This is a genomic window from Ewingella sp. AOP8-B2-18, from assembly GCF_052376015.1.
GTDB lineage: Bacteria > Pseudomonadota > Gammaproteobacteria > Enterobacterales > Enterobacteriaceae > Ewingella > Ewingella allii.
On the sequence record NZ_JBQSVB010000002.1, the window covers coordinates 585,078 to 606,212 of the forward strand.

Annotated in this window: 18 protein-coding genes and 1 other RNA gene; 9 read left to right on the plus strand and 10 right to left on the minus strand. The window is 53.8% G+C overall.

From position 1 onward, the window contains the following. Window positions 1–5: 5 nt before the first annotated feature. The 8 genes from arnD (at window position 6) to ACT3RR_RS06980 (ending at window position 8,031) form a co-directional block, all read left to right on the plus strand. A complete protein-coding gene (arnD, locus tag ACT3RR_RS06945; RefSeq protein WP_496200001.1) occupies window positions 6–905 on the plus strand; it encodes a 4-deoxy-4-formamido-L-arabinose-phosphoundecaprenol deformylase in 900 nt (299 codons plus the stop codon). Next, a complete protein-coding gene (arnT, locus tag ACT3RR_RS06950) occupies window positions 905–2,575 on the plus strand; it encodes a lipid IV(A) 4-amino-4-deoxy-L-arabinosyltransferase (protein ID WP_353502442.1) in 1,671 nt (556 codons plus the stop codon). The genes arnD and arnT overlap by 1 nt, the downstream gene beginning before the upstream one ends. Then, on the plus strand, window positions 2,572–2,904 hold the full coding sequence (arnE, locus tag ACT3RR_RS06955; protein ID WP_496200002.1) for a 4-amino-4-deoxy-L-arabinose-phosphoundecaprenol flippase subunit ArnE: 333 nt from the start codon (window positions 2,572–2,574) through the stop codon (window positions 2,902–2,904). Before arnT ends, arnE begins: the two co-directional genes overlap by 4 nt. Continuing rightward, a complete protein-coding gene (gene arnF / locus ACT3RR_RS06960; protein WP_353502440.1) occupies window positions 2,901–3,308 on the plus strand; it encodes a 4-amino-4-deoxy-L-arabinose-phosphoundecaprenol flippase subunit ArnF in 408 nt (135 codons plus the stop codon). Before arnE ends, arnF begins: the two co-directional genes overlap by 4 nt. A gap of 167 nt (window positions 3,309–3,475) precedes the next feature. After that, window positions 3,476–3,955 carry an NlpC/P60 family protein gene (locus ACT3RR_RS06965; RefSeq protein WP_353502439.1) on the plus strand — a complete coding sequence of 160 codons (480 nt, stop codon included), beginning with the start codon at window positions 3,476–3,478 and terminating at the stop codon, window positions 3,953–3,955. A 382-nt stretch (window positions 3,956–4,337) separates the two neighbouring features. After that, a complete protein-coding gene (locus ACT3RR_RS06970; protein WP_496200066.1) occupies window positions 4,338–5,351 on the plus strand; it encodes a lipoate--protein ligase A in 1,014 nt (337 codons plus the stop codon). 345 nt (window positions 5,352–5,696) lie between these two features. Next, window positions 5,697–6,425, plus strand: a complete 729-nt coding sequence (locus ACT3RR_RS06975; RefSeq protein ID WP_353502438.1) for an EAL domain-containing protein — start codon at window positions 5,697–5,699, stop codon at window positions 6,423–6,425. Window positions 6,426–6,576: 151 nt separating this feature from the next. Beyond that, a complete protein-coding gene (locus tag ACT3RR_RS06980; RefSeq protein WP_353502437.1) occupies window positions 6,577–8,031 on the plus strand; it encodes a protein adenylyltransferase SelO in 1,455 nt (484 codons plus the stop codon). Window positions 8,032–8,106: 75 nt separating this feature from the next. On the opposite strand, the gene ACT3RR_RS06985 is transcribed toward ACT3RR_RS06980, so the two are convergent. The 8 genes from ACT3RR_RS06985 to ppsR form a co-directional block, all read right to left on the minus strand. Continuing rightward, window positions 8,107–8,925 (minus strand): heme ABC transporter ATP-binding protein, encoded by an 819-nt coding sequence (locus tag ACT3RR_RS06985; RefSeq protein WP_437342001.1) that lies wholly within the window; start codon window positions 8,923–8,925, stop codon window positions 8,107–8,109. Further along, window positions 8,892–9,914 (minus strand): FecCD family ABC transporter permease, encoded by a 1,023-nt coding sequence (locus tag ACT3RR_RS06990; RefSeq protein ID WP_496200003.1) that lies wholly within the window; start codon window positions 9,912–9,914, stop codon window positions 8,892–8,894. Before ACT3RR_RS06990 ends, ACT3RR_RS06985 begins: the two co-directional genes overlap by 34 nt. Further along, window positions 9,914–10,744: a heme/hemin ABC transporter substrate-binding protein gene (locus ACT3RR_RS06995; protein WP_353502434.1), complete on the minus strand. Its 831-nt coding sequence runs from the start codon at window positions 10,742–10,744 to the stop codon at window positions 9,914–9,916. Before ACT3RR_RS06995 ends, ACT3RR_RS06990 begins: the two co-directional genes overlap by 1 nt. Continuing rightward, complete coding sequence (locus ACT3RR_RS07000) at window positions 10,741–11,775, minus strand: hemin-degrading factor (protein ID WP_496200004.1); 1,035 nt, start codon at window positions 11,773–11,775, stop codon at window positions 10,741–10,743. The genes ACT3RR_RS06995 and ACT3RR_RS07000 overlap by 4 nt, the downstream gene beginning before the upstream one ends. A 75-nt stretch (window positions 11,776–11,850) precedes the next feature. Beyond that, window positions 11,851–13,935, minus strand: a complete 2,085-nt coding sequence (locus ACT3RR_RS07005) for a TonB-dependent hemoglobin/transferrin/lactoferrin family receptor (protein WP_496200005.1) — start codon at window positions 13,933–13,935, stop codon at window positions 11,851–11,853. Between the two features lie 100 nt (window positions 13,936–14,035). Further along, window positions 14,036–14,236: a hemin uptake protein HemP gene (gene hemP, locus ACT3RR_RS07010; protein ID WP_353502431.1), complete on the minus strand. Its 201-nt coding sequence runs from the start codon at window positions 14,234–14,236 to the stop codon at window positions 14,036–14,038. A 261-nt stretch (window positions 14,237–14,497) separates the two neighbouring features. After that, window positions 14,498–15,544 carry a 3-deoxy-7-phosphoheptulonate synthase gene (locus ACT3RR_RS07015; protein WP_496200006.1) on the minus strand — a complete coding sequence of 349 codons (1,047 nt, stop codon included), beginning with the start codon at window positions 15,542–15,544 and terminating at the stop codon, window positions 14,498–14,500. Window positions 15,545–15,671: 127 nt separating this feature from the next. Further along, complete coding sequence (gene ppsR / locus ACT3RR_RS07020) at window positions 15,672–16,493, minus strand: posphoenolpyruvate synthetase regulatory kinase/phosphorylase PpsR (protein ID WP_353503985.1); 822 nt, start codon at window positions 16,491–16,493, stop codon at window positions 15,672–15,674. A 512-nt stretch (window positions 16,494–17,005) separates the two neighbouring features. Between ppsR and ppsA the strand changes: the two genes are divergently transcribed. After that, window positions 17,006–19,384 carry a phosphoenolpyruvate synthase gene (gene ppsA, locus ACT3RR_RS07025; protein WP_353502429.1) on the plus strand — a complete coding sequence of 793 codons (2,379 nt, stop codon included), beginning with the start codon at window positions 17,006–17,008 and terminating at the stop codon, window positions 19,382–19,384. A gap of 139 nt (window positions 19,385–19,523) precedes the next feature. On the opposite strand, the gene rprA is transcribed toward ppsA, so the two are convergent. Together rprA and ydiK are read right to left on the minus strand one after the other, a co-directional pair. Then, window positions 19,524–19,634: antisense sRNA RprA (gene rprA, locus ACT3RR_RS07030), an RNA gene on the minus strand. A gap of 208 nt (window positions 19,635–19,842) precedes the next feature. Further along, the gene (ydiK, locus tag ACT3RR_RS07035; protein ID WP_353502428.1) at window positions 19,843–20,940 is read right to left on the minus strand and encodes an AI-2E family transporter YdiK; all 1,098 of its coding nucleotides are present in this window, start codon (window positions 20,938–20,940) and stop codon (window positions 19,843–19,845) included. Window positions 20,941–21,135 lie beyond the last annotated feature (195 nt).

Sequence of the window (21,135 nt, forward strand, 5' to 3'; positions counted from 1 at the left end):
GCTGCATGAAAAAAGTCGGATTACGAATTGATGTCGATACCTGGAGCGGCACCCGAAAGGGTGTCCCTCAGTTACTGCGAGTTCTTGCGAAGCACAATGTTACTGCCAGCTTTTTCTTCAGCGTAGGTCCGGACAATATGGGGCGTCATTTATGGCGCCTTTTGCGTCCGCGCTTTCTGTGGAAAATGCTGCGCTCCAATGCCGCTTCCCTTTACGGACTGGATATTTTGCTGGCGGGCACGGCGTGGCCGGGTAAGCAAATCTATCGCGATTTCGCGCCATTGATGAAACAGACCGCCGAGCAGGGCCACGAAGTGGGGCTGCACGCGTGGGATCACCAAGGGTGGCAGGCGAAAGTCGGCAAATGGTCAAAGCCACAGCTAGAGAAGCAAATTCGCCTCGGCCTTGATGCTTTGCAGCGCAGCATCGGACGCCCGGTTGATTGCTCTGCGGTGGCGGGCTGGCGCGCTGACCAACGGGTTATCGATGTGAAACAGACCTTTGGTTTTCGCTACAACAGCGACTGTCGGGGTAAGTTTCCCTTCCTGCCCTTATTGGAAAACGGCCAAACGGGGACGGTGCAAATACCTGTCACTTTACCGACGTATGACGAAGTGATCGGCAGTGAGGTGACTACCGCGACCTTTAACGATTTTATTCTCGACGCCATTAAGCAAGACGATGGCGTGCCGGTGTACACCATCCACGCCGAAGTGGAAGGGATGTCGCTAGCAGACATGTTTGACGATTTACTGACGCGCGCTGCGCAAGAAGGCATTCAGTTCTGCGCCATGGGCGAGTTACTGCCCGCTGACCTGAGCACCTTGCCGGTAGGCCGCGTCGTTCGTTCAACCTTCCCAGGACGGGAAGGGTGGTTAGGTTGCCAGAAAGAAGGTCTTTCCTGATGTCCAAAGCGTACAAAGGTGTGTGGAGCACCGTACTGTTAGTGTTCTTCGCGCTGGTCTATTTAGTGCCTCTGAATACTCGTTTACTGTGGCAGCCTGATGAAACGCGCTATGCCGAAATCAGCCGCGAAATGTTGCAGCGCGGCGATTGGGTGGTGCCTCATCTGTTGGGATTACGCTATTTCGAAAAGCCGGTGGCGGGCTATTGGTTCAACAATATTAGCCAGATGATCTTCGGCGAAACCAATTTTGCCGTACGTTTCGGCTCGGTCTTTTGTACGCTGCTCAGCACCTTGCTGATTGGCTGGCTGGCGATGCTGATGTGGCGTAACCGCCAGAAGGCATGCATTGCTGCCCTGATTTATCTCTCTTTCACACTGGTGTTCAGCATCGGAACCTACAGCGTTCTCGACCCGATGATCACCTTGTGGATGACCGCCGCGATGGTTGCCAGCTACTTCTGTATGCAGGCCGTCACCACTAAGCAAAAAGTCGGCAGCTGGATCGCCCTCGGTTTGGCCTGCGGTATGGGCTTTATGACCAAAGGTTTTCTGGCGCTGGCGCTGCCGGTTATTGCCGTACTGCCGATCATTGTTCGTGAACAACGCTTCAAAACCCTGTTTGGCTGGGGGCCGCTGGCGGTACTGAGTGCGCTAGTGCTAAGCCTGCCATGGGTGCTGGCGATTGCTCTGCGCGAGCCTGACTACTGGAACTACTTCTTCTGGGTGGAACATATTCAGCGCTTCGCCGAGCAGAATGCCCAGCATAAAGCGCCGTTCTGGTACTACATTCCGGTGCTGTTCTTAGGGGCTTTACCTTGGATGGGGCTGCTGCCGGGGGCATTAATCAGCGGCTGGACCAAACGCGTGATGCGCCCGGAGCTGTTCTTCCTGCTAAGCTGGGCCTTGATGCCACTGATCTTCTTCAGCGTGGCGAAAGGCAAATTGCCGACATACATCCTGCCGTGCTTTGCGCCGCTGGCGCTGCTGATGGCCGATCACCTTGAGCAGATCCGCCTCTCCGGCAGGCTGCGTGCGCTAAAAGCCAACGGCATTATTAACATAATTTTTGGTGTTATCACCGTGTTGGCCGTGGTGGCGATTTCCGGCCTGACGCCTCTGCACATCAAACCGGTGTATACGCCAGAAGAGCACTCGCGCGTTGCCATCGGCATTCTGTGCTTTGTGCCTTGGGCTTTGGCCGGGGCGCTGAGCCTGACCTCGCTGCGTGACCGCTGGTACTGGGCCGCCGTTTGCCCGGTGGTGCTGGCGCTGCTAGTGGGACAGGCGATCCCGCAAAAAGTGGTGGATTCCAAGCAGCCGCAGGCCTTTATGGATACCAATCTTGCCTTACTTCAGCATAGCCGTTATGTTCTGGCGGATAACGTTGGCGTGGCGACAGGCCTGGCCTGGACCCTCAAGCGCAGCGACATTCTGATGTATGACGAGAAGGGCGAAGTGGAATACGGCCTGGGCTATCCCGACGCGGAAGGGCATTACATCAGTGCTGCAAACTTCCCGGCGTGGCTGCAAGCGGCTCGCCAGCAGGGGGATGTCTCAGTGGTGATCAAACTCGACAGCAAAATCAGCACGACGTCTGAATTGCCGCAGGCCGACCAGCGAGTGCAGATGAATCGTCTGGCCTTACTGTTCTACCGTAAGTTGCCATGACTGGTTACTTCTTCGTCTTAGTGGTCAGCATACTGACCTGTGCCGGGCAGCTTTGTCAGAAGCAGGCGGCACAGGTCGGCGGCGACTCCTTCAAACCTGCCATACGCTGGTTCATCTTGGCTATTGCCTTACTCGGCTTGGCCATGTTGTTCTGGCTGCGCGTGCTGCAACAAATGCCTCTCAGCATTGCTTATCCCATGTTAAGCCTGAATTTCGTGCTGATCACCCTGTGCGCGCGCTGGATTTTCAAAGAGCATGTTGACCGCCGCCACTGGTTGGGCGTCGGGTTCATCATGCTGGGGATAGCCTTAATGAGTATTAACGCATGACCCGTGCAGATACCAAGCGTGGATACAGCTGGGGCGTCGGCAGCCTGCTGCTGGTGACGCTCGCGCAACTCTTATTGAAGTGGGGAATGGTGCAAATCCCGTTGTTCTCACTGTCAGAGCTGCGACTTTCTTTTATTTTCAATAACCTGACGGCACTGGCGGCGGTGACAATTGGCATCATGTGTTATGCCTTTTCCATGCTCTGCTGGTTCTTCGCGCTGCGAATTTTACCGTTGCACCGCGCCTATACCTTGCTCAGCCTAAGCTATGCGTTGGTCTATTTGGCTGCGGTAACGCTGCCCTGGTTCAATGAAAACGTCCATTTATTGAAAACCTGCGGCGGGATACTGGTGATGTTTGGCGTCTGGTTAATCCACAGCAAGCCGAGCGAGCAGCCACACTGAAAGCGATAAATTCCAATGAATTTGCGATTTTCGATTGGATGACGGATAAAATAGCGTTAGATTCTTTTTATCCTCTAATAACCTGCTCTTAGAGCAAGGCGACATCTGACAGGGACCGTTCTGCCTGTTGATATCGTTTGACCGTCATCCCGAAAGGAAGGACTGCCATGCGTTGGACCACCGGAACCTTGTATTCTCTGCTGGTATTAGCTGTTCTGGTACTCAATGGTTGTAGTAGCCACGCGCCGCCGCCGAGCGGCAAGTTATCCGACTCCATTGCCGTGGTGGCGCAGCTCAACGATCAGCTCAGCCAGTGGCGGGGCGCGCCTTATCGCTACGGCGGCCTGCAACCTAGCGGCGTCGACTGTTCTGGATTTGTCTTCCGCACCTTCCGCGATCGCTTCGGCATGGTGTTACCTCGCACCACCAGCGCGCAAACTGAAATTGGCACTAAAGTCTCCCGAGACGAACTGATGCCGGGAGATTTGGTGTTCTTCAAAACAGGCAGTGGTGAAAACGGCCTGCACGTCGGCATCTACGACACCGGCGACCAGTTTATTCACGCATCAACCAGTCAAGGCGTGACACGATCGTCTTTGAATAATGTTTATTGGCGAAAGGTGTATTGGCAGGCTCGTCGCATCTAAAATTCCGCTTCATCCTTCAAGCTGCTCCTGCGTTGGCTGCCCTCGCGAAGCCAAGTCACTTACTTGTGTAAGCTCCTTGGCTTCGTTCAGTTGCCGCCTTGACGCAACTCGAATGATTTTGCGGAATTCTTTGGGGGCCACTCCCGGGCTTCGCTCGGTTGCCGCCTTAATACAACGCGAATGGTTTAGCGGAATTCTGAGAACGGCTCCAGATGGCTTCGCTCGGTTGTCGCCTTGACGCAACTCGAATGATTTTGCGGAATGTTGTGGAAGATTTCGCGGTATCTTTTGACGTTTATTATCTATTCCCTCTCAGGCTCTGCGTATTTGATCGGCTTTTTTGCTGATATCATCAGGTGAAATTCTTTCAGGATGAAACGTGATGAAACCAATCAGATTGCTGCTTTCCGACTCTTATGATCCCTGGTTTAACCTTGCCGTTGAGGACTGTATTTTCCGGCAGATGACCAGCCAGCGGATTCTCTTTCTGTGGCGTAATGCCGAGACGGTGGTCATCGGGCAGGCCCAAAACCCGTGGAAGGAGTGCAATACTCGCCGGATGGAGCAGGATGGGATTCGCCTGGCGCGTCGCAGCAGCGGCGGCGGGGCGGTGTTTCATGACTTAGGCAATACTTGTTTCACCTTTATGGCCGGCAAGCCGGAATATGACAAAAGTGTCTCCACCGCCATTATCCTCAATGCGCTGAACGCGCTGGGCGTCAACGCCAGTGCCTCAGGCCGCAATGATCTGGTGGCGCAAACGGCGGACGGCGAGCGCAAGATCTCCGGCTCAGCCTATAAAGAGACGCAGGATCGCGGTTTCCACCACGGTACGCTGCTGCTCAGCGCCGATCTCAGCCGTCTGGCCGACTACCTCAATCCTGACCCTAAAAAGTTGCAAGCCAAGGGCATCACTTCGGTGCGCTCGCGGGTGGCTAATCTCAATGAGTTAATTCCTGAGATAAATCATCAGCAGGTGTGTGACGCCATTATTGACTCATTCTTTGATTGGTACGGCGTGGAAGTGGAGCCGGAAATCATCTCTCCTGACGTTTTCCCGGATCTACCCGGCTTCGAAGCTCAATTTGCCAAACAGAGCAGTTGGGAATGGAATTTCGGCAAAGCGCCGGCCTTTAGCCATCTGCTCAATGAGCGTTTTGTTTGGGGCGGCGTGGATATCCACTTTGATGTATTAAAAGGCCATATCAGCCGTGCACAGGTGTTTACCGACAGCCTACACCCCGCGCCATTGAACGAGTTGGCGGTTGAACTGGTTGATACGCCGTATCGTCCCAACGAGGTAGAAAACGTCTGCCAACGCATCATTCAGCGCTATCCGGCTCTTCAGGCAGAATTAAGTGAATTGCAGCGGTGGCTGGTCAGCTGCATTCAGTAAAAAACAATCATTCTAATAAGCCTTCTTTTTGCTGAGCAACTCACTAAAAGAGGGTTCATTTCCTAAGTTGCGCTTAATGTTCGCTAACGATAAGATTGAAGTGTAACGCCCTGTTTCACCCCCCTAACATTTATAAACAGACTGTTATATGGGGGTATAATTCTAAAATCAGTTTCATGATGTAAAGCGGGAACTTAGCAGCAGACTTAACACCAGACAGGCACTTTTTTGGTATCGATAATAAGAGTGATTACCGGCTGATAGAGTCAGAACATCATTCTGGTTTGATTGGTATACAACAAAGTTATTAATCAATGTGTAGTGCCGTTGATGTTTTGGAAAAAAATGAAAATACAATTCGATACGGCCTTTAGCAGCAACTATTTGTGCCAGCCGATATATTCAAACAAGGGCAAACTATTAGCCGTTGAATTAATTTGTCGTTTTGCGAGCACAGACAGCAAGCTTATTATGCCGACTGAACTGGTTTTGAACTTATTAAACACACAGCAACTCTCTCGTTTTTTGTCCGAACAAGTGGCCTTTGCAAAAGAACATGCGTCCTGGTTTGAGAAAAATCAGGTGATCCTCAATATTTCTGTAGAAGAAAAGTTAGCCAATATTATTATTGATAATGATGAATTACGTGATGAATTTAAGCAGTTGAGCTTTATTCATCTCAGTATCAATGAGTCTTTTCCACAACTCTCTGCTGGCAAAAAGAATGCCCAATTAGTGGCATTGAAAAATAATTTCACCCTTTGGCTCGATGGAATGGGATCGGGTAATGCCAATATGGCACCGATTTTCGACCATATTTTCACCTGGGTAAAACTGGATAGGGCGTTGTTCTGGGAGTTATACCAAGGCGAAAATTTCACCATTATTTTGCCCTCATTGTTAAGAAATCTTAATAGATTCTGCCGCAATGTGGTGATCGACGGCTTAGATAGTAGCGAGTATTTTGAGGCGTTAAATAAAACTGAGGTTCAGGGCATGAAGGGCATGCTTTGGCCGGGTGTTGAAGCCGCAGCGCTGGACACCTTGCTCGAGAGCCCCCCTCAATTTCATTAATAGACAACGCCATCATCAAAGATAAGATGCGTCCAAACCCAGTAAATTAGGCTTTACTGGGTTTTTCTTTGCCTGCCGGAGCCTAATCTCCCTGTTTTTACTCCGTGTTAATCACCCGCAGGCAGTTCTACACTGAAAGAAAGGGGGATTTATGCCACAGTTTGAACACCACTATGCGGACCAGCTGGCGGGTTTTTATACCGAGCTGCAACCGACGCCGCTGCAAGGCGCAAAACTGCTCTATCACAGTGAACCTCTGGCCCAAGAATTGGGGCTGGATGAAAGCCTGTTTAGTGCCGAACACCGCCCATTCTGGACGGGCGAGGCCTTCTTCCCCGGCATGAAGCCGCTGGCGCAGGTCTACAGCGGCCATCAGTTTGGCGTGTGGGCCGGGCAGCTTGGCGACGGGCGCGGCATTCTGCTCGGCGAGCAGGTGCTGGCTGACGGCCGCCGCTTTGACTGGCATTTAAAAGGTGCCGGTTTGACGCCGTATTCCCGCATGGGCGACGGCCGCGCGGTGCTGCGCTCGGTGGTTCGCGAGTTTTTAGCGTCCGAGGCGCTGCATCATCTCTCCATTCCGACAACGCGCGCGCTGACTATCGTGACCAGCGATGAGCCGGTATTTCGCGAACAGGCAGAGCGCGGGGCGATGCTGATGCGCGTGGCGGAAAGCCATATCCGCTTCGGCCATTTCGAGCATTTCTATTATCGCAAGCAGCCCGACCAGGTGAAACAGCTGGCGGATTATGTTATTGCCCACCACTGGCCGCACCTGCTGGAGAGCGAAAGCGACCCGTCGACACGTTACGCGCTGTGGCTGCAAGAGGTGGTGGAGCGCACGGCAAAACTGATTGCCCAGTGGCAGAGCGTCGGCTTTTCCCACGGCGTGATGAACACGGATAACATGTCGATCCTCGGCCTGACAATCGACTTCGGCCCCTATGGCTTCCTCGACGACTATCAGCCGAATTTCATCTGTAATCACTCCGACCATCAGGGGCGCTACAGCTTTGATAACCAACCGGCGGTGGCTTATTGGAACTTACACCGTCTGGCCCAGACGCTGTCGGGATTGATGAGCGCCGAGCAGTTGCAAGGGGCGGTAAATGCCTATGAGCCTGCACTGATGAAGGCGTACGGTCAGCTGATGCGCGGCAAACTTGGGTTCTTCACTGAAAATAAACAGGACAATGATTTGCTGACCGGGCTGCTGAGCATGATGGCGAAAGAGGGGCGGGACTACACCCGCACCTTCCGCCTGCTGAGTGAGGTGGAGCAGCAACAGTCGCTGTCGCCGCTGCGCGATGAGTTTATCGACCGTCAAGGCTTCGACAGTTGGTATCAGCAATATCGCCAACGCCTACAGCTGGAAGAGCAAAGCGACGCCGAGCGTCAGCAGGCGATGAAGCAATCTAACCCGCGGGTGATTTTGCGTAACTATCTGGCGCAGCAGGCGATTGAGCGCGCCGAGCACGACGACATCAGCGTGCTGTCTCAACTGCATCAGGCGCTGCGAGATCCTTACAGCGATGCGCCGCAGTATGACGCCATGGCCGCGCTGCCGCCGGACTGGGGCAAGCATCTGGAGGTTTCCTGCTCTAGTTAACATCTGCGGGCAAGTCGCCATAAAAAAGGGTTCAGCATGCTGAACCCTTTTTATATTCATACTTTGGCGAGTCGGCTATTGGCGCAAAAACACCTGAGGAACAGGGCTTTCAGGATGCAAATTCACCCCGAGATCCGCGTGATACCACTGGCCCAGCGTCTTGGCGGTTAGCACGTCCGTCGGGGTACCGGAGGCCACCACTCTGCCTTCGTGCAGCAGCACAATGCGATCGGCGTAGAGCGCGGCGAGGTTCAAATCATGCAGCACGCAACATACCGCCAGCGGGCTTTCGCGAGTCAGCCTGCGCAGCAATCGTAAGGTGTGCTGCTGGTGATAGAGGTCAAGGGCCGAAGTTGGCTCATCCAGAAACAGCCAGCGCGGAGTGGGGGTCGGCTGCCAAAGCTGCACCAACACTCTGGCGAGCTGCACTCGCTGCTGTTCGCCGCCGGACAGCTCGCGGTAATCTCTGTCCGCCAGCGTCAGGCAGTCGGTTTGCTCCATCACCTGTTGCATCGCCTGCGCGTGATGCCCCTTGCCGTGGGGGGCGCGCCCGAGGTTAATCACTTGGCGCACGCTGAAGTTAAAGGCTAACTCGCTACTTTGGCGCATCACCGCGCGCTTGCGAGCCAGCTCCTGCGGTGCCCAGTCGGAGAGGGCTTTCCCGGCTAATTCGCAATACCCTGCATCGGCCTGTAAGAAGCCGGTGAGTAAACGCAGCAGGGTGGACTTGCCCGCGCCGTTGGGGCCGATCAACGCCACCACTTCACCACTATTGAGTTGCAGCGAAACATCATCGATCAGGCAGCGCGGCCCGGCGGTGAGCCGCAGGTTTTCAGCGCGCAGGCTGGTTTGAGAGTGGCTCATCGCGGTGTCCCCGGACGCAAAATCAACCATAGGAAATAGGGGCCGCCAATCAGGCTGGTTAACAGCCCGACGGGCATTTCCGCCGGGGCGACCAGCGTTCGCGCCAGCGTGTCCGCCAGCAGCAGCAAACAGGCGCCGCCGAGAGCCGAGCCGGGTAACAACCAGCGATGATCCGCACCCACCCTTAGACGCAGTAGATGAGGTATAACCAGCCCGATAAAGCCAATCACCCCAGTCACCGCCACGGCGACACCCACTAGCAGGGCGCTAATCAACAGCAGTTGTAGCTGGGTGCGGCGAACATTCACTCCGAGGTAATGGGCATCTTCATCGCCCAGCTGCAGCAGGTTCAGGCGACGCGACAGCAAGAAGGACGCAACACAGGCTGGAAGAATAAGGGTTGCCGCGACAATCAGCGTCGGCCACTGCGCCTGCCCCAGACTGCCCATCATCCACAGGGAGAACTGGCGCAGCTGCTGGTCATCACTGACGTAGGTCAGCACGCTAACCATAGCGCCACAGATGGCGTTGATGGCGATACCGGCCAACAGCAGCCGGGACAAATTGCCGTGGCCGAAGCGACTGAGGGTAAACACAATCACCGACACCACCACGCTGCCCGCGAAGGCAGCGAACATCTGCCCATAAAGCGCGATGATTGGCGGCAGCGACATGGGTAGCACAATGGACATGGCGACAAACAGCGCCGCGCCGCTGCTGATGCCAAGTAGGCCAGGGTCCGCCAGCGGATTGCGAAACAGCCCTTGCATTACCGCGCCCGAACAGGCCAGCGCGCAGCCTACCAGCACCGCCAGCAGCACGCGGGGCAGGCGGATGGTCACCCATATTTGCCAAAGCCCGTCATCCATATGTCGGCTTAATACACTGCGCAGTGGCACGGAGAGCGCCCCGGCGTTCATGGCGATGACGGCTAAGATCAGCAGGATGATCGCCAGACCCGCCAGTACCCGCACCGGGGTACTGACGCGTGAGTGGGCGAGGGTGGTCATGGTGCTCATTATTTTACCTGTTCCGCGGCCTGACGAATTTTAATCAATACGTCGGGCGTTTCGAGGCCAAAACCGAGCAGCGCCATATCGTCAAGGACCAGCACGCGGTGGTTTTTACCGGCGGGCGTTAAGGCAACGCCGGGTAATTTCCACACTTGCTCAAGGCCGCCCAGCGACTTCACGCCGTCTGTGGTTACCATCAAAATGTCTGGCGCGCTGGCAATAATGCCTTCTTGCGCGAGAGGGCGATAACGGGAGAAACCTTGCATGGCGTTTTGCGCACCAGCGGCGGTGATCATGGCATCTGCGGCCGTATTCTGACCGGCGGCCAAAGCATTGGTCCCGCCGTGATTCATCACGAACAATATTTTCACTGGCAGAGGGCTGTTAGGCACTACCGCCAGTTTCTGGCGGTAGGTGGCAATCAGTTTCTCGCCTTCTTGCTGGCGGTTGAGGGCATCGGCAATTACTTCAATCTTTTGCGGCACGGTGTCCAGCGTGGTATTGCCCGGGATGCGTACCACTTTGACGCCGTTCTGCGCTACCTGCTGCAAGACCAGAGAAGGCTCGGCCAGCTCGCTGCTCAGCACTACGCTTGGCTTCATCGCCAAAATGCCTTCCGCGTTAAGCTGGCGCATATAGCCGACGTTCGGCAGCTTTTTTACCTGCTCGGGATGCAAACTGGTGCTGTCACGCGCCACTACTTCATCGCCTGCGCCTAGCGCATACACAATTTCAGTCACGTCGCCGCCAATACTCACCAAACGCTCTGCCGCGTGCGCCAGTGGGGAACAGGCCCCGGCCAGCGCGATCGCCCATGCACTCAACCGACGTTTCATGCTGCGACGCCCTCGCTGCTCAGTGCGGCCACTTGTTCACGCCACTGGTTCTGCTCTGGCTGGCCTTCGGTGCGTTGACCGTAAAGCTGCGCGATTTGCGAGCCGTCAGCCGCGAACAGCTCAAGGCTGGTGACAAAACCGTCTTTGGTCGGTTTGCGGGTTACCCAGCTTTCGGCGATGGCGCTTTCAATCAGATGCATGGTGAAGCGCGGGTTGAAGATGTTGATCCACTCACCGTGCGGGCGGACGCTTTTGATCTGGCCGGTGAAGATCTGCACACAGCCCGCATTGCCGATGAAAATCATAATTTCATTCTGCTGGTCGCGGGCGGCTTCGAGGATATTTGCCAATGAACCGTTATCCACGCGATAAGCCAGGTCATCGCCAACGGCCTTGAATGCCTGCTGGCGGCTGAGGTTGTGGCGTTTCAGCAACTGGAAGAACTGGTGAACGTCAGTCATCGCGCGCCATTCGCTGTCGATATCGCCACTGGCTGCTTGCGTTTTCACTTCGGCCTTCACCGCAGGAACCAGCTCAAGAGCCGGGTTTTCAGCGCTGCGATATTGCGCAATCAGCGCATGCCACGCGTCCATATCGGTTTCGTCGGTGGTATAGACTTTGTGCACCGCGTTGCCCTGAGCATCAAAGAATTGAATGCTATGACGGTCGCCTTTCGGGTGGCTCTCGGTCATGCAGAAAATATGCTGCCAGTGCTGAAGGAACAGTCGCAAATCCAGTTCACGCGGATTGAGGATCAGACCGGCGTGGCCGTTCAGGTGCTGGTTCTCATAGCGGCCCATTTGCTCATGGACGGCAAACTCATTGCGGGTGATGGATTTGGTCACGCCGACTTTTTCAAGGGCGGTCAGTAAGGTTCTGGCATCAACGTCCATACGACCCGCATCATGGCTAACGCGCAGGGAGGTCAGTTCCGCTTCGCTGATCCCCATCATCTCCGCCAGATCGCGAGCATACTTGCCCGGATTCGCTTCTTTAGCTTGCAGATAACTCTGGTAATTTAATGAACTCATTGCTCTCTCCTCATTTTTTTTATTGATAGCGCCCGGAACGAGGCCGGGCGATTTTAGGGGTGCCTTACAGTGCCATTACCACTGATAGCTGACGAACAACTTAGCGTTGCGGCCGTCTTGTGGAATGCCCTGTGGTGAATACGATTCTTTGTCGAAGGCGTTGCCCAGCACCACGGCGGTGGTCATGCCTTTCAAGCTGTCTTGGCCTTTATAGCTCACATAGAAGTCATTGATGGCATAGCCCGCTTGCTGCGCCGTGCCAGTATTGACGTGGGTTGAGCGCTCAACAAAAGTGCCCACCCAGCCGAGAGAGAAGGCGGATTGCGCGATAGGCACGTCGAGGCTACTGGTCACGGTGTCTGGGTTGATGCTGTCAATCCAGTTGCCGGTGGCTTCATCTTTACCGCGAGTGCGGTTGTAGGCCACGTCCCATGAGAACAGGTCAGTTTTGTAGCTCATCATGGCATCCCAGCCCCACAGCTTAGCGCGGTCGATATTGGTGGAGTAGGTGCTGCAATCGATGCAGTAAGGCCCGGTACGCCCAACGCCAAGCTTCATGTTCACTGCCGTAGTGATGTAATCCTTTGCGTTGGTGTCGAAGTAGCTGGCTTTGAATTGCAGGTCATCATTGGCCATCATCAAATCGTTGAAACGCAGACCGAAGCCGTATTCCTGCGTGGCGTTGGTTTCAGGTTTCAGATTTGGGTTTGGCACCCAGTTGTTGACGATGGTGGTCGGGCCCATTGGGATGCTGAAATGCACTGAGTCGTTGTACATTTCGCCCATGGTCGGCGCGCGGAAAGCCTGTGCATAGGAGCCGAACACCATCAGCCAGTCGGTCGGGTTAATGGTCAACGCGCCACGGGATGACCACTTGTCGGCGTCAACGTCGGCATAGCCGTCGCTGCTGCCGCGATAGTTGTCATAGCGAGTACCGGCCAGAATAGAAACCGGCAGGTCGCGCAGGGTGATTTCATCCTGTAACCAGCCTGAAGCAAAGTTGATGTCTGCCTGCGGGAAGCTGGTGGTTGCGCCGCCCGGCGTCTGCTCTTGCTTGTAAGCCTCGGTGCCGTAAGTCAGCAAGTTGGCGGCAAAGCTGTCGGTGAAGACCCGAGAGCGGTTTTCAAGCTTAGCGCCCTTGGTAGTTTGCTTGCGCTTCTCTTCCGGCGTGCCTTCAGGGCGCGCATTGATATTGATATCCGAATAGTAAGCAGTGGCTTTGGCATCGAGCCAGTTCTGATCTTCCGGCTTCAGGTTGTAGCTCAGCTGGGCGTCGCGCTGAATGGTTGAGCGATCGGTCCACACGTTGCCGCTAGAGACTGCCGGGGTTTGCGGGTTTTTTGGCTCTTTCGCGTTGTTATTGTAGTAACGCAGATTTGCACTCAGAGACTGGGCCGGGTCGAGCTGCCAGGTGCCTTTCGCCAACACATTACCGATGTTCTCATCGTTAGGCGCATTGAAGTCGTCACTCTGCTTGATATCACCCACGTCGCGGGTGCCGAAAGAGAGCAAACCGTCGAAATTATCAGTTTTGCCATAGGTACTGGCACCCATGCCAAGGCTATGGTCGCCCGTCGCGCCGGTGCCGAATACGCGATAACCCATGTCCTGTCCCGGCATCAACAAATCAGCGGCATCAACGGTTTCATAAGAGACTACGCCGCCCAGTGCGCCGCTGCCGTACAGCAAGGCCGACGGGCCGCGCACCACTTCTACGCGCTTAATCAAGCCCGGATCAATAAAGGTGCTGTTGAGGTGGCCGGTGTCGGTCCCCTGACGAATGCCGTCGACCAGGGTCAGTACGCCGCGACGGTCATAGCCGCGCAGCGAGATGTCTTGCCCATTCGTACGACCTGTGCCGGAAATGCTCAGGCCCGGAACGCGGCGCAGCATGTCGGCGGAAGAAGAGGAAGTCAGGCTTTCCGCGCTGGTGCCATCAATGACGGTCACCATCATAGGGGCTTCAAAGCTATCGCGCGGGTTGCCTGTGGCAGCAACGGTCATGGTGTCTTCAGACACTTTCTTGCTGGTATCAGTACTACCTTTGCTGTTTTTTGCTGTGACTGGCGTGGTGTCGGCTTGGGCTACCATCGGCAGAGCGCAGGCAATCGCCAGGCTCAAAGTTGAAAAACGCAGCCGTGTGGTAAGGGTATGAAGCATGGGGCAATTCTCCGTATGTTTTCACATATCAATAAGATTTGCTGGCTGCCTTGATCCTTAGACCTGGGTGGCTGGCGGGTAAGTTAAAAGGGTAAACCGGTTATTTAGTCAGTATCAGTTTTCCGGCCTTGGTCTGACGCAGTTGGTAGCGTTGCCCTTGATGGATAATGGTCGCTACGCCAGCATCACCCAGCAGATCTGCACTCGAAATGCAGATTGCACCCTCGGTATTTTCCCCATGGCTATCCAGTGGCGAGTTGCCGATAGCATGAGGCGAAATGGGTTGAGTTTTGTCATTCATAGTTACAGATGTTAATAGCAATTAATATCAATGTGAGAATCATTATCAAATCATTGACACAACACATCAAGAGAAATCTGATGTTAAATCGTCAGTTATCTGAGGGTTAACCCTATTTAGGGGAGGGGAAAGGTAAAAACTGTGAGGAAAATCAGCGGACGGGGCGAAAGATATTCTACCGTGGGGATAAAATTTGCTCATTGAAAAGGGCAACCTGCGTTGCCCTTTTGCGTGACTTAGCGCAGATAATTGGGATAACTATCAAAAACGGCTATCCACCGCCTCGGCCAGCATGTTGATTAAGGTCTCAGTATCTTCCCAGTTCAGACAAGGGTCAGTGATCGACTTGCCATAGGTGAGAGGCTGACCTGCGACAATCGGCTGGGTGCCTTCTTCAAGGAAGCTTTCCGCCATGATACCGGCAATGGCGGTTGAACCCGCGCGAATCTGCTGGCATATGTCTTTAGCGACGTCTAACTGGCGGCGGTGCTGCTTCTGGCAGTTGCCGTGGCTGAAATCGACCACTAAACGCTGAGGCAAATCGAACTCGGCCAGATTGCGGCAGGCTTCCTGTAGGTCGGCCGCGTGGTAGTTTGGCGTCTTACCGCCGCGCATGATCACGTGGCCGTAAGGGTTGCCCGAGGTGCGGTAGATAGTCATCTGCCCGGTTTTGTCCGGAGAGAGGAACATATGGCTGGCGCGAGAAGCTCGGATTGCGTCGATGGCGATGCGTGTGTTGCCGTCAGTGCCATTTTTAAAGCCTACCGGGCAAGAGAGAGCTGACGCCATTTCACGGTGAATCTGGCTCTCGGTGGTGCGTGCGCCAATAGCTCCCCAGCTAATCAGGTCGGCAATATACTGGCCGATCACCATATCGAGGAACTCAGTGGCCGTGGGCATTCCCAACTCATTCACCGCCAACAGCACTTTGCGCGCCAGCTCGATGCCGTGGTTGACGCGGAAAGTCCCGTTCAGCTCGGGATCGGAGATCAATCCTTTCCAGCCGACCACGGTGCGCGGTTTTTCAAAATAGGTGCGCATGACGATTTCCAGTCGGTCTTTATAACGTTCACGCAGAACGTTGAGCTTCCCGGCATAGTCAATGGCAGCTTCGATATCGTGAATAGAGCAGGGGCCGACGACCACTAAAAGACGGGGATCTTCACCGGAAATTATCTGTTCAATTCGCTTGCGTGACGTTGTCACGTTATTGGCGACCGACGAGGAAACTGGCAGTTTTTCCGCCAGTGCCTGAGGTGTGATCAGGCTGTCGATGCGCGTCGTACGCAGTTCATCTGTTTGTGACATGTGATTCTCGAAATGTGTTTCTTCGCTACGGCAGGAATACCGGGAAGTGATGGCGATCACAATAACGCAAAACTAGATGATTTCAACTGTAGACGGCAGGTTATGCCGTCTACGTCATTAAAAGCTCTTAAAACATCCGGCGGCTCATGCCGAAACTGTCCATTATTTTGGCCGAAATCTCTTCTACCGAATAGTTTGTACTGTTCAGATAACGTATTTGATTTTTGCGGAACAGGGCTTCAACTTCTGACACTTCCATTCGGCATTGGCGCAGCGAAGCATAGCGGCTGTTCTCCACGCGTTCCTGACGAATCGCGGAGAGGCGCTCCGGGTTGATGGTCAAGCCAAACAGCTTATGCATATGAGGCTTAAGGGCCGGAGGAAGCTGAATGTTGTCCATGTCATCGGCGGTAAACGGGTAGTTTGCCGCGCGAATACCAAACTGTAAGGCTAAATAGAGGCTGGTGGGGGTTTTGCCACAGCGTGATACGCCCAACAAAATGACCTGAGCCTGATCTAAATTGCGCAGTGATATGCCGTCATCGTGGGCCAACGTGTAGTCAATGGCCGCGATACGGGCGTCATACTTAGTGATGTTGCTGGCCGTCAGGCCGTGAGTGCGATTGGCAACGGGGGTAGGTTCAACGCCTAGCTCATTTTGCAATGGCGCAACCAATGACTGCACGATGTCCTGACAAAAGCCTTCGCTGCTGGCAATAATATCGCGCACTTCGCGCGAGATAATGGAATAAAAGACCAGCGGGCGAGCGCCGGTCTTTGCATAGATATCATTGATTTGCTGGCAGACGGCCTTGGCTCGTCCTTCATTCTCCACAAAGGGCAGCGAGAAGGTTGTCGCATTAACCGGGAATTGAGAAAGGACCGCGTGCCCCAACACTTCCGCAGTAATGGCAGTACCATCCGAAATGTAAAATACACATCTATCCACATAAAACTCCTGAATTTCGTTAATTCGGCAAGCTCGCTCAGCCAGCATTTTCATTTATCTTTCGCATTAGATAAACAGTAATAGTCTTATTGGGTGGAAATAAAAAGCAGAAGAATTTTATTGCGCAAACTTTGCGAGATATTGCGCAAATTGACTGAGAAAAATGAAATGACATTTTATTTTTTCCGAGGTGTTGCGCAGAGTTTTGATTTGCTTCAGCAGAGCTTCAGCATTAGGCGTAAGGTGGTTGGCAAGAGGAGAATGTGTTGCATGTCTTCCTGATTTGTAAGGGATTACTGGTTTTTTACAGCAAGCTGGATGGTGTCAGCTTTGGAATTTTCTTAAACAGAAATAGTTTCAGTTGCTGGATCGATTCACCTGTCCAAAGATTATTGTTCTCTATGCTAGTCTGAAATAACTGACCGTTTTTCAGTAATACGCCAATTTCCGTACATCAACTATTAGTCTGCTTATTCGTCAGCAGCCTATTGAAATTAAGAAAGGATTGTTTCATGGCCAATCTCGAACCCGATTTACGCAATGTTATCTGGTACAACCAGTTAGGTATGAACGACGTTGACAAGGTCGGGGGTAAGAATGCGTCCTTGGGGGAAATGATCACCAATCTGTCTGATTTGGGCGTATCCGTACCCAATGGCTTTGCGACCAGTTCAAAAGCCTTTAATGACTTTTTGGACCAGAGCGGCGTCAACACGCGCATCCACGATTTGCTCGATAGCATTGATGTGGACGACATTGCCCAGTTGACCAAAGCCGGCACGCAGATCCGTCAGTGGATTGTGGAAACACCTTTCCAGCCAGAGCTGGAAAAAGATATCCGCCAGGCCTATCAGCAATTGTCTGAAGGTGAAAAAGACGCCTCCTTCGCCGTGCGCTCTTCCGCCACTGCCGAAGATATGCCAGACGCGTCGTTTGCTGGCCAGCAGGAAACCTTCCTTAACGTACAGGGCTTTGATGCCATTTTGACGGCTATCAAGCACGTGTATGCATCCTTATTTAATGATCGTGCGATCTCTTATCGCGTGCATCAGGGCTATGACCATCGCGGCGTGGCGCTATCCGCCGGGGTTCAGCGCATGGTGCGTTCCGATTTGGCCGCCGCAGGCGTCATGTTCACCATTGATACTGAGTCCGGTTTCGATCAGGTGGTGTTCATCACTTCCGCCTACGGGTTGGGCGAGATGGTGGTTCAGGGCGCGGTGAACCCTGACGAGTTCTACGTCCACAAACCAACGCTTGCCAAAAACAAACCGGCCATCGTGCGCCGCACCATGGGGTCAAAAAAGATCCGCATGGTCTATGCCGACAGCCAAGAGCACGGCAAGCAGGTGCAGATTGAAGATGTGCCCGCTGAGCTAAGCGATCGCTTCTCGCTGACCGATGAAGAGATTCAGGCGTTAGCGCGTCAGGCATTATTAATTGAAAAACACTATGGCCGGCCGATGGATATCGAGTGGGCCAAGGATGGTCACAATAACAAACTCTACATTGTGCAGGCACGCCCAGAGACCGTCCGTTCTAACGGGCAGGTGATGGAGCGCTACCAGCTCAATGGCAGCAGCAAAGTGTTGGTGGAAGGGCGTGCTATCGGGCATCGCATTGGCGCGGGTCCGGTGAAAATCATCCATGACATCAGCGAAATGCACCATGTTAAAGCCGGTGACATTTTGGTCACTGACATGACCGATCCCGATTGGGAACCGATCATGAAGAAAGCCTCGGCGATTGTCACCAATCGCGGCGGGCGTACCTGCCATGCGGCTATTATTGCCCGTGAACTGGGCATTCCGGCGGTGGTAGGCTGCGGCGACGCCACTGAGAGGCTAAAAGAAAACCAGAAAGTTACGGTATCATGCTCCGAAGGCGACACCGGCTATGTCTACGAAGATGAGCTGGACTTCAGCGTGCAAAGTTCGGAAGTTAACGAACTGCCAGAGCTGCCGCTGAAAATCATGATGAACATCGGTAACCCTGACCGCGCCTTCGACTTTGCCTGTCTGCCGAATGAAGGGGTGGGGCTGGCGCGTCTTGAGTTCATCATCAACCGCATGATCGGCGTGCATCCAAAAGCCTTGCTGGAATTCGACCAGCAGGAACCGGCATTGCAGGAAGAGATCAGCAAGCTTATTCAAGGTTACGATAGCCCGCGTGAATACTACGTGGCGCGTTTGACGGAAGGGATCGCCACCCTTGGCGCGGCCTTCTGGCCAAAACGCGTGATTGTGCGTCTGTCTGACTTTAAGTCTAACGAATACGCCAATCTGGTGGGTGGCGAGAAGTACGAGCCACACGAAGAAAACCCGATGCTGGGCTTCCGTGGCGCGGGCCGCTATGTGTCGGACAACTTCCGCGACTGCTTCGCCCTCGAGTGTGAAGCCATGAAGCGAGTGCGTAACGATATGGATCTCACGAACGTTGAAGTGATGATCCCGTTTGTGCGTACCGTGGCGCAGGCTGAAGCCGTGGTGGCCGAGCTGGCGCGGCAAGGTCTGAAACGTGGCGAAAATGGCCTGAAAGTGATCATGATGTGTGAGATCCCTTCCAACGCCTTGCTGGCTGAGCAATTCCTCGAGCACTTCGACGGCTTCTCAATCGGCTCTAACGACATGACCCAGCTGACTTTGGGCCTTGACCGAGATTCTGGCGTGGTGTCTGAACTCTTTGACGAGCGCAACGAGGCAGTCAAGGCACTGCTGTCGATGGCAATTAAAGCCGCCAAGAAACAGGGCAAATACGTGGGTATCTGCGGGCAGGGGCCTTCTGACCATCAGGACTTCGCGCAATGGTTAATGGAGGAGGGGATCGACAGCTTGTCCCTTAACCCAGACACCGTAGTGCAAACCTGGCTGGCGCTGGCAGAAAAGAAATAATCGGCAAGTATTGCTGAACTCCCAACACTTATAAGCCGTGGCCCTAAGCCACGGCTTTTTTTATGGCCAAAGAGCCAAAATAAGGGATCAGTGGGGGTAAATAAGAGGAGGGTTTTTCGAGCGATTTGCTGAATGATGGACAAAAAAAGGCCCGTCATTGGAGACAGGCAAAGACTACACACAGCAATTTCGTTTTATGCCAGCTAGGGGAAAGCTTGCATATAAATCAGGAGGTTGAAATCCAAACTGTTAACAATACTAGGGTTGCATAGTCTTTCAGTCTGTAAGAATACTCTTAATAGTAATTATTTCGATAGTTAACTAATTAACTGGATTTATGAATGAGAAAAATGCCAAAGAGAAATTGCGCGGAAGTTTTATTGCGAGGGGGTAAAAGAAGAGAAAATGCCGCCTGCAAAACGCTTGGTTAAAGCGCGTGCAGGCGGCGTTTTTAAGTCTTACTCGTCGAGCGCTTTTACCACCTGATCGACGTTTTTCTCAGGTTCTGGCGCTTCGTTAACCCATAAGGAAATCAGGCGATAAGAGACTGCCAGAACGACCGGACCGATAAACAGACCAATCATGCCGAAGGCGAACAAGCCACCGATAACCCCTGATAGAATCAGCAGCATCGGTAAGTCAGCGCCCATTCGGATGAGGACCGGACGCAGCACGTTGTCGAGTGAACCCACCACACAGCTCCACACCAGCAGCACGGTGCCCCAGGTATTGTCGCCGGTCCAGTACAGCCAGACGATTGCCGGGATCAGCACCAGCAGTGGCCCGATTTGCGCTACGCAGCAGACGAACATCACCACGGTCAGCACGGTAGCGTAAGGAATACCGGCGATGGCTAAACCAATGCCGCCCAATACGGACTGCACAATCGCAGTAACTACCACGCCCAGCGCGACAGCACGGATGGCTTGACCCGCAAGGATAACCGCCGCGTCGCCGCGATCGGCTGCCAGGCGGATGGCAAAGTGGCGGATGCCCATGCCAACCTGTTCGCCACGGCTATAAAGCAGGGCGCTGAATAGCAGCATCAGAGAACAGTGGACGATGAAGCGACCCAAATGCCCGGCCTGAGTGACAAACCACGAGGCAGTCTGGCCGACATATGGCTGAACCTTACCCATCAACGCGCTACCGCCGCCGTTAATCAGCGAGTGCCAGCCGCTGTAGAGCTTGTGTCCCACCAGCGGGATAGCCTGTAGCCATTTAAAGTCCGGCATATGCAGGCTTGAAGGGTTGCTGGCGAGTTCGACCAGTGGTGTACCATTTTCAATCGCGCTGCTGACCAGCAGTGCGATAGGTAAAACGAAAAGCAGAATTAACAGCAGCGTCATCACTATCACCGCCAGAAAACGCTTACCCCAGAGCAATCTTTGCAATTTGATCATTAACGGCCAGGTGGCGATAACCACCATGCCAGCCCAAGCAAAGCCTAAAATAAAGGGTTGAACAACCCAAATACTGGCCACCGTCATCAGAGCAATAAACAGCACCCCAAACATAATTTGAGGTAAATCATAACGCTTCATCGGGAGATTCATTCTTGGTTCTCATAGTAAAAACAAGGCTTAAGCCCACATATTACGGACAAGTACTGCTTTTCATAACTGGATAAGCATGGAGCATTTCTTCATTTTTGGACAATAGATCGCACTTTTTGTTGCACCAGACATCTGTGCGCGCAGGCGCTATCGGTGGATGATTATAGTCAACCTTACGCAGACGAAGCGCTTGAA

Excerpts from the sequence above, each read along its gene's own strand:
- arnE (WP_496200002.1), top strand. The coding sequence starts at position 2,572 with ATGACTGGTTACTTCTTCGTCTTAGTGGTCAGCATACTGACCTGTGCC.
- ACT3RR_RS06970 (WP_496200066.1), top strand. The coding sequence starts at position 4,338 with ATGAAACCAATCAGATTGCTGCTTTCCGACTCTTATGATCCCTGGTTT.
- ACT3RR_RS07015 (WP_496200006.1), bottom strand. The coding sequence starts at position 15,544 with ATGTCACAAACAGATGAACTGCGTACGACGCGCATCGACAGCCTGATC.
- ACT3RR_RS07005 (WP_496200005.1), bottom strand. The coding sequence starts at position 13,935 with ATGCTTCATACCCTTACCACACGGCTGCGTTTTTCAACTTTGAGCCTG.
- arnT (WP_353502442.1), top strand. The coding sequence starts at position 905 with ATGTCCAAAGCGTACAAAGGTGTGTGGAGCACCGTACTGTTAGTGTTC.
- ACT3RR_RS06965 (WP_353502439.1), top strand. The coding sequence starts at position 3,476 with ATGCGTTGGACCACCGGAACCTTGTATTCTCTGCTGGTATTAGCTGTT.
- arnF (WP_353502440.1), top strand. The coding sequence starts at position 2,901 with ATGACCCGTGCAGATACCAAGCGTGGATACAGCTGGGGCGTCGGCAGC.
- ACT3RR_RS06985 (WP_437342001.1), bottom strand. The coding sequence starts at position 8,925 with ATGGTTGATTTTGCGTCCGGGGACACCGCGATGAGCCACTCTCAAACC.
- ydiK (WP_353502428.1), bottom strand. The coding sequence starts at position 20,940 with ATGAATCTCCCGATGAAGCGTTATGATTTACCTCAAATTATGTTTGGG.
- ACT3RR_RS06975 (WP_353502438.1), top strand. The coding sequence starts at position 5,697 with ATGAAAATACAATTCGATACGGCCTTTAGCAGCAACTATTTGTGCCAG.
- hemP (WP_353502431.1), bottom strand. The coding sequence starts at position 14,236 with ATGAATGACAAAACTCAACCCATTTCGCCTCATGCTATCGGCAACTCG.
- arnD (WP_496200001.1), top strand. The coding sequence starts at position 6 with ATGAAAAAAGTCGGATTACGAATTGATGTCGATACCTGGAGCGGCACC.
- ACT3RR_RS06990 (WP_496200003.1), bottom strand. The coding sequence starts at position 9,914 with ATGAGCACCATGACCACCCTCGCCCACTCACGCGTCAGTACCCCGGTG.
- ACT3RR_RS06980 (WP_353502437.1), top strand. The coding sequence starts at position 6,577 with ATGCCACAGTTTGAACACCACTATGCGGACCAGCTGGCGGGTTTTTAT.
- ACT3RR_RS06995 (WP_353502434.1), bottom strand. The coding sequence starts at position 10,744 with ATGAAACGTCGGTTGAGTGCATGGGCGATCGCGCTGGCCGGGGCCTGT.
- ppsA (WP_353502429.1), top strand. The coding sequence starts at position 17,006 with ATGGCCAATCTCGAACCCGATTTACGCAATGTTATCTGGTACAACCAG.
- ACT3RR_RS07000 (WP_496200004.1), bottom strand. The coding sequence starts at position 11,775 with ATGAGTTCATTAAATTACCAGAGTTATCTGCAAGCTAAAGAAGCGAAT.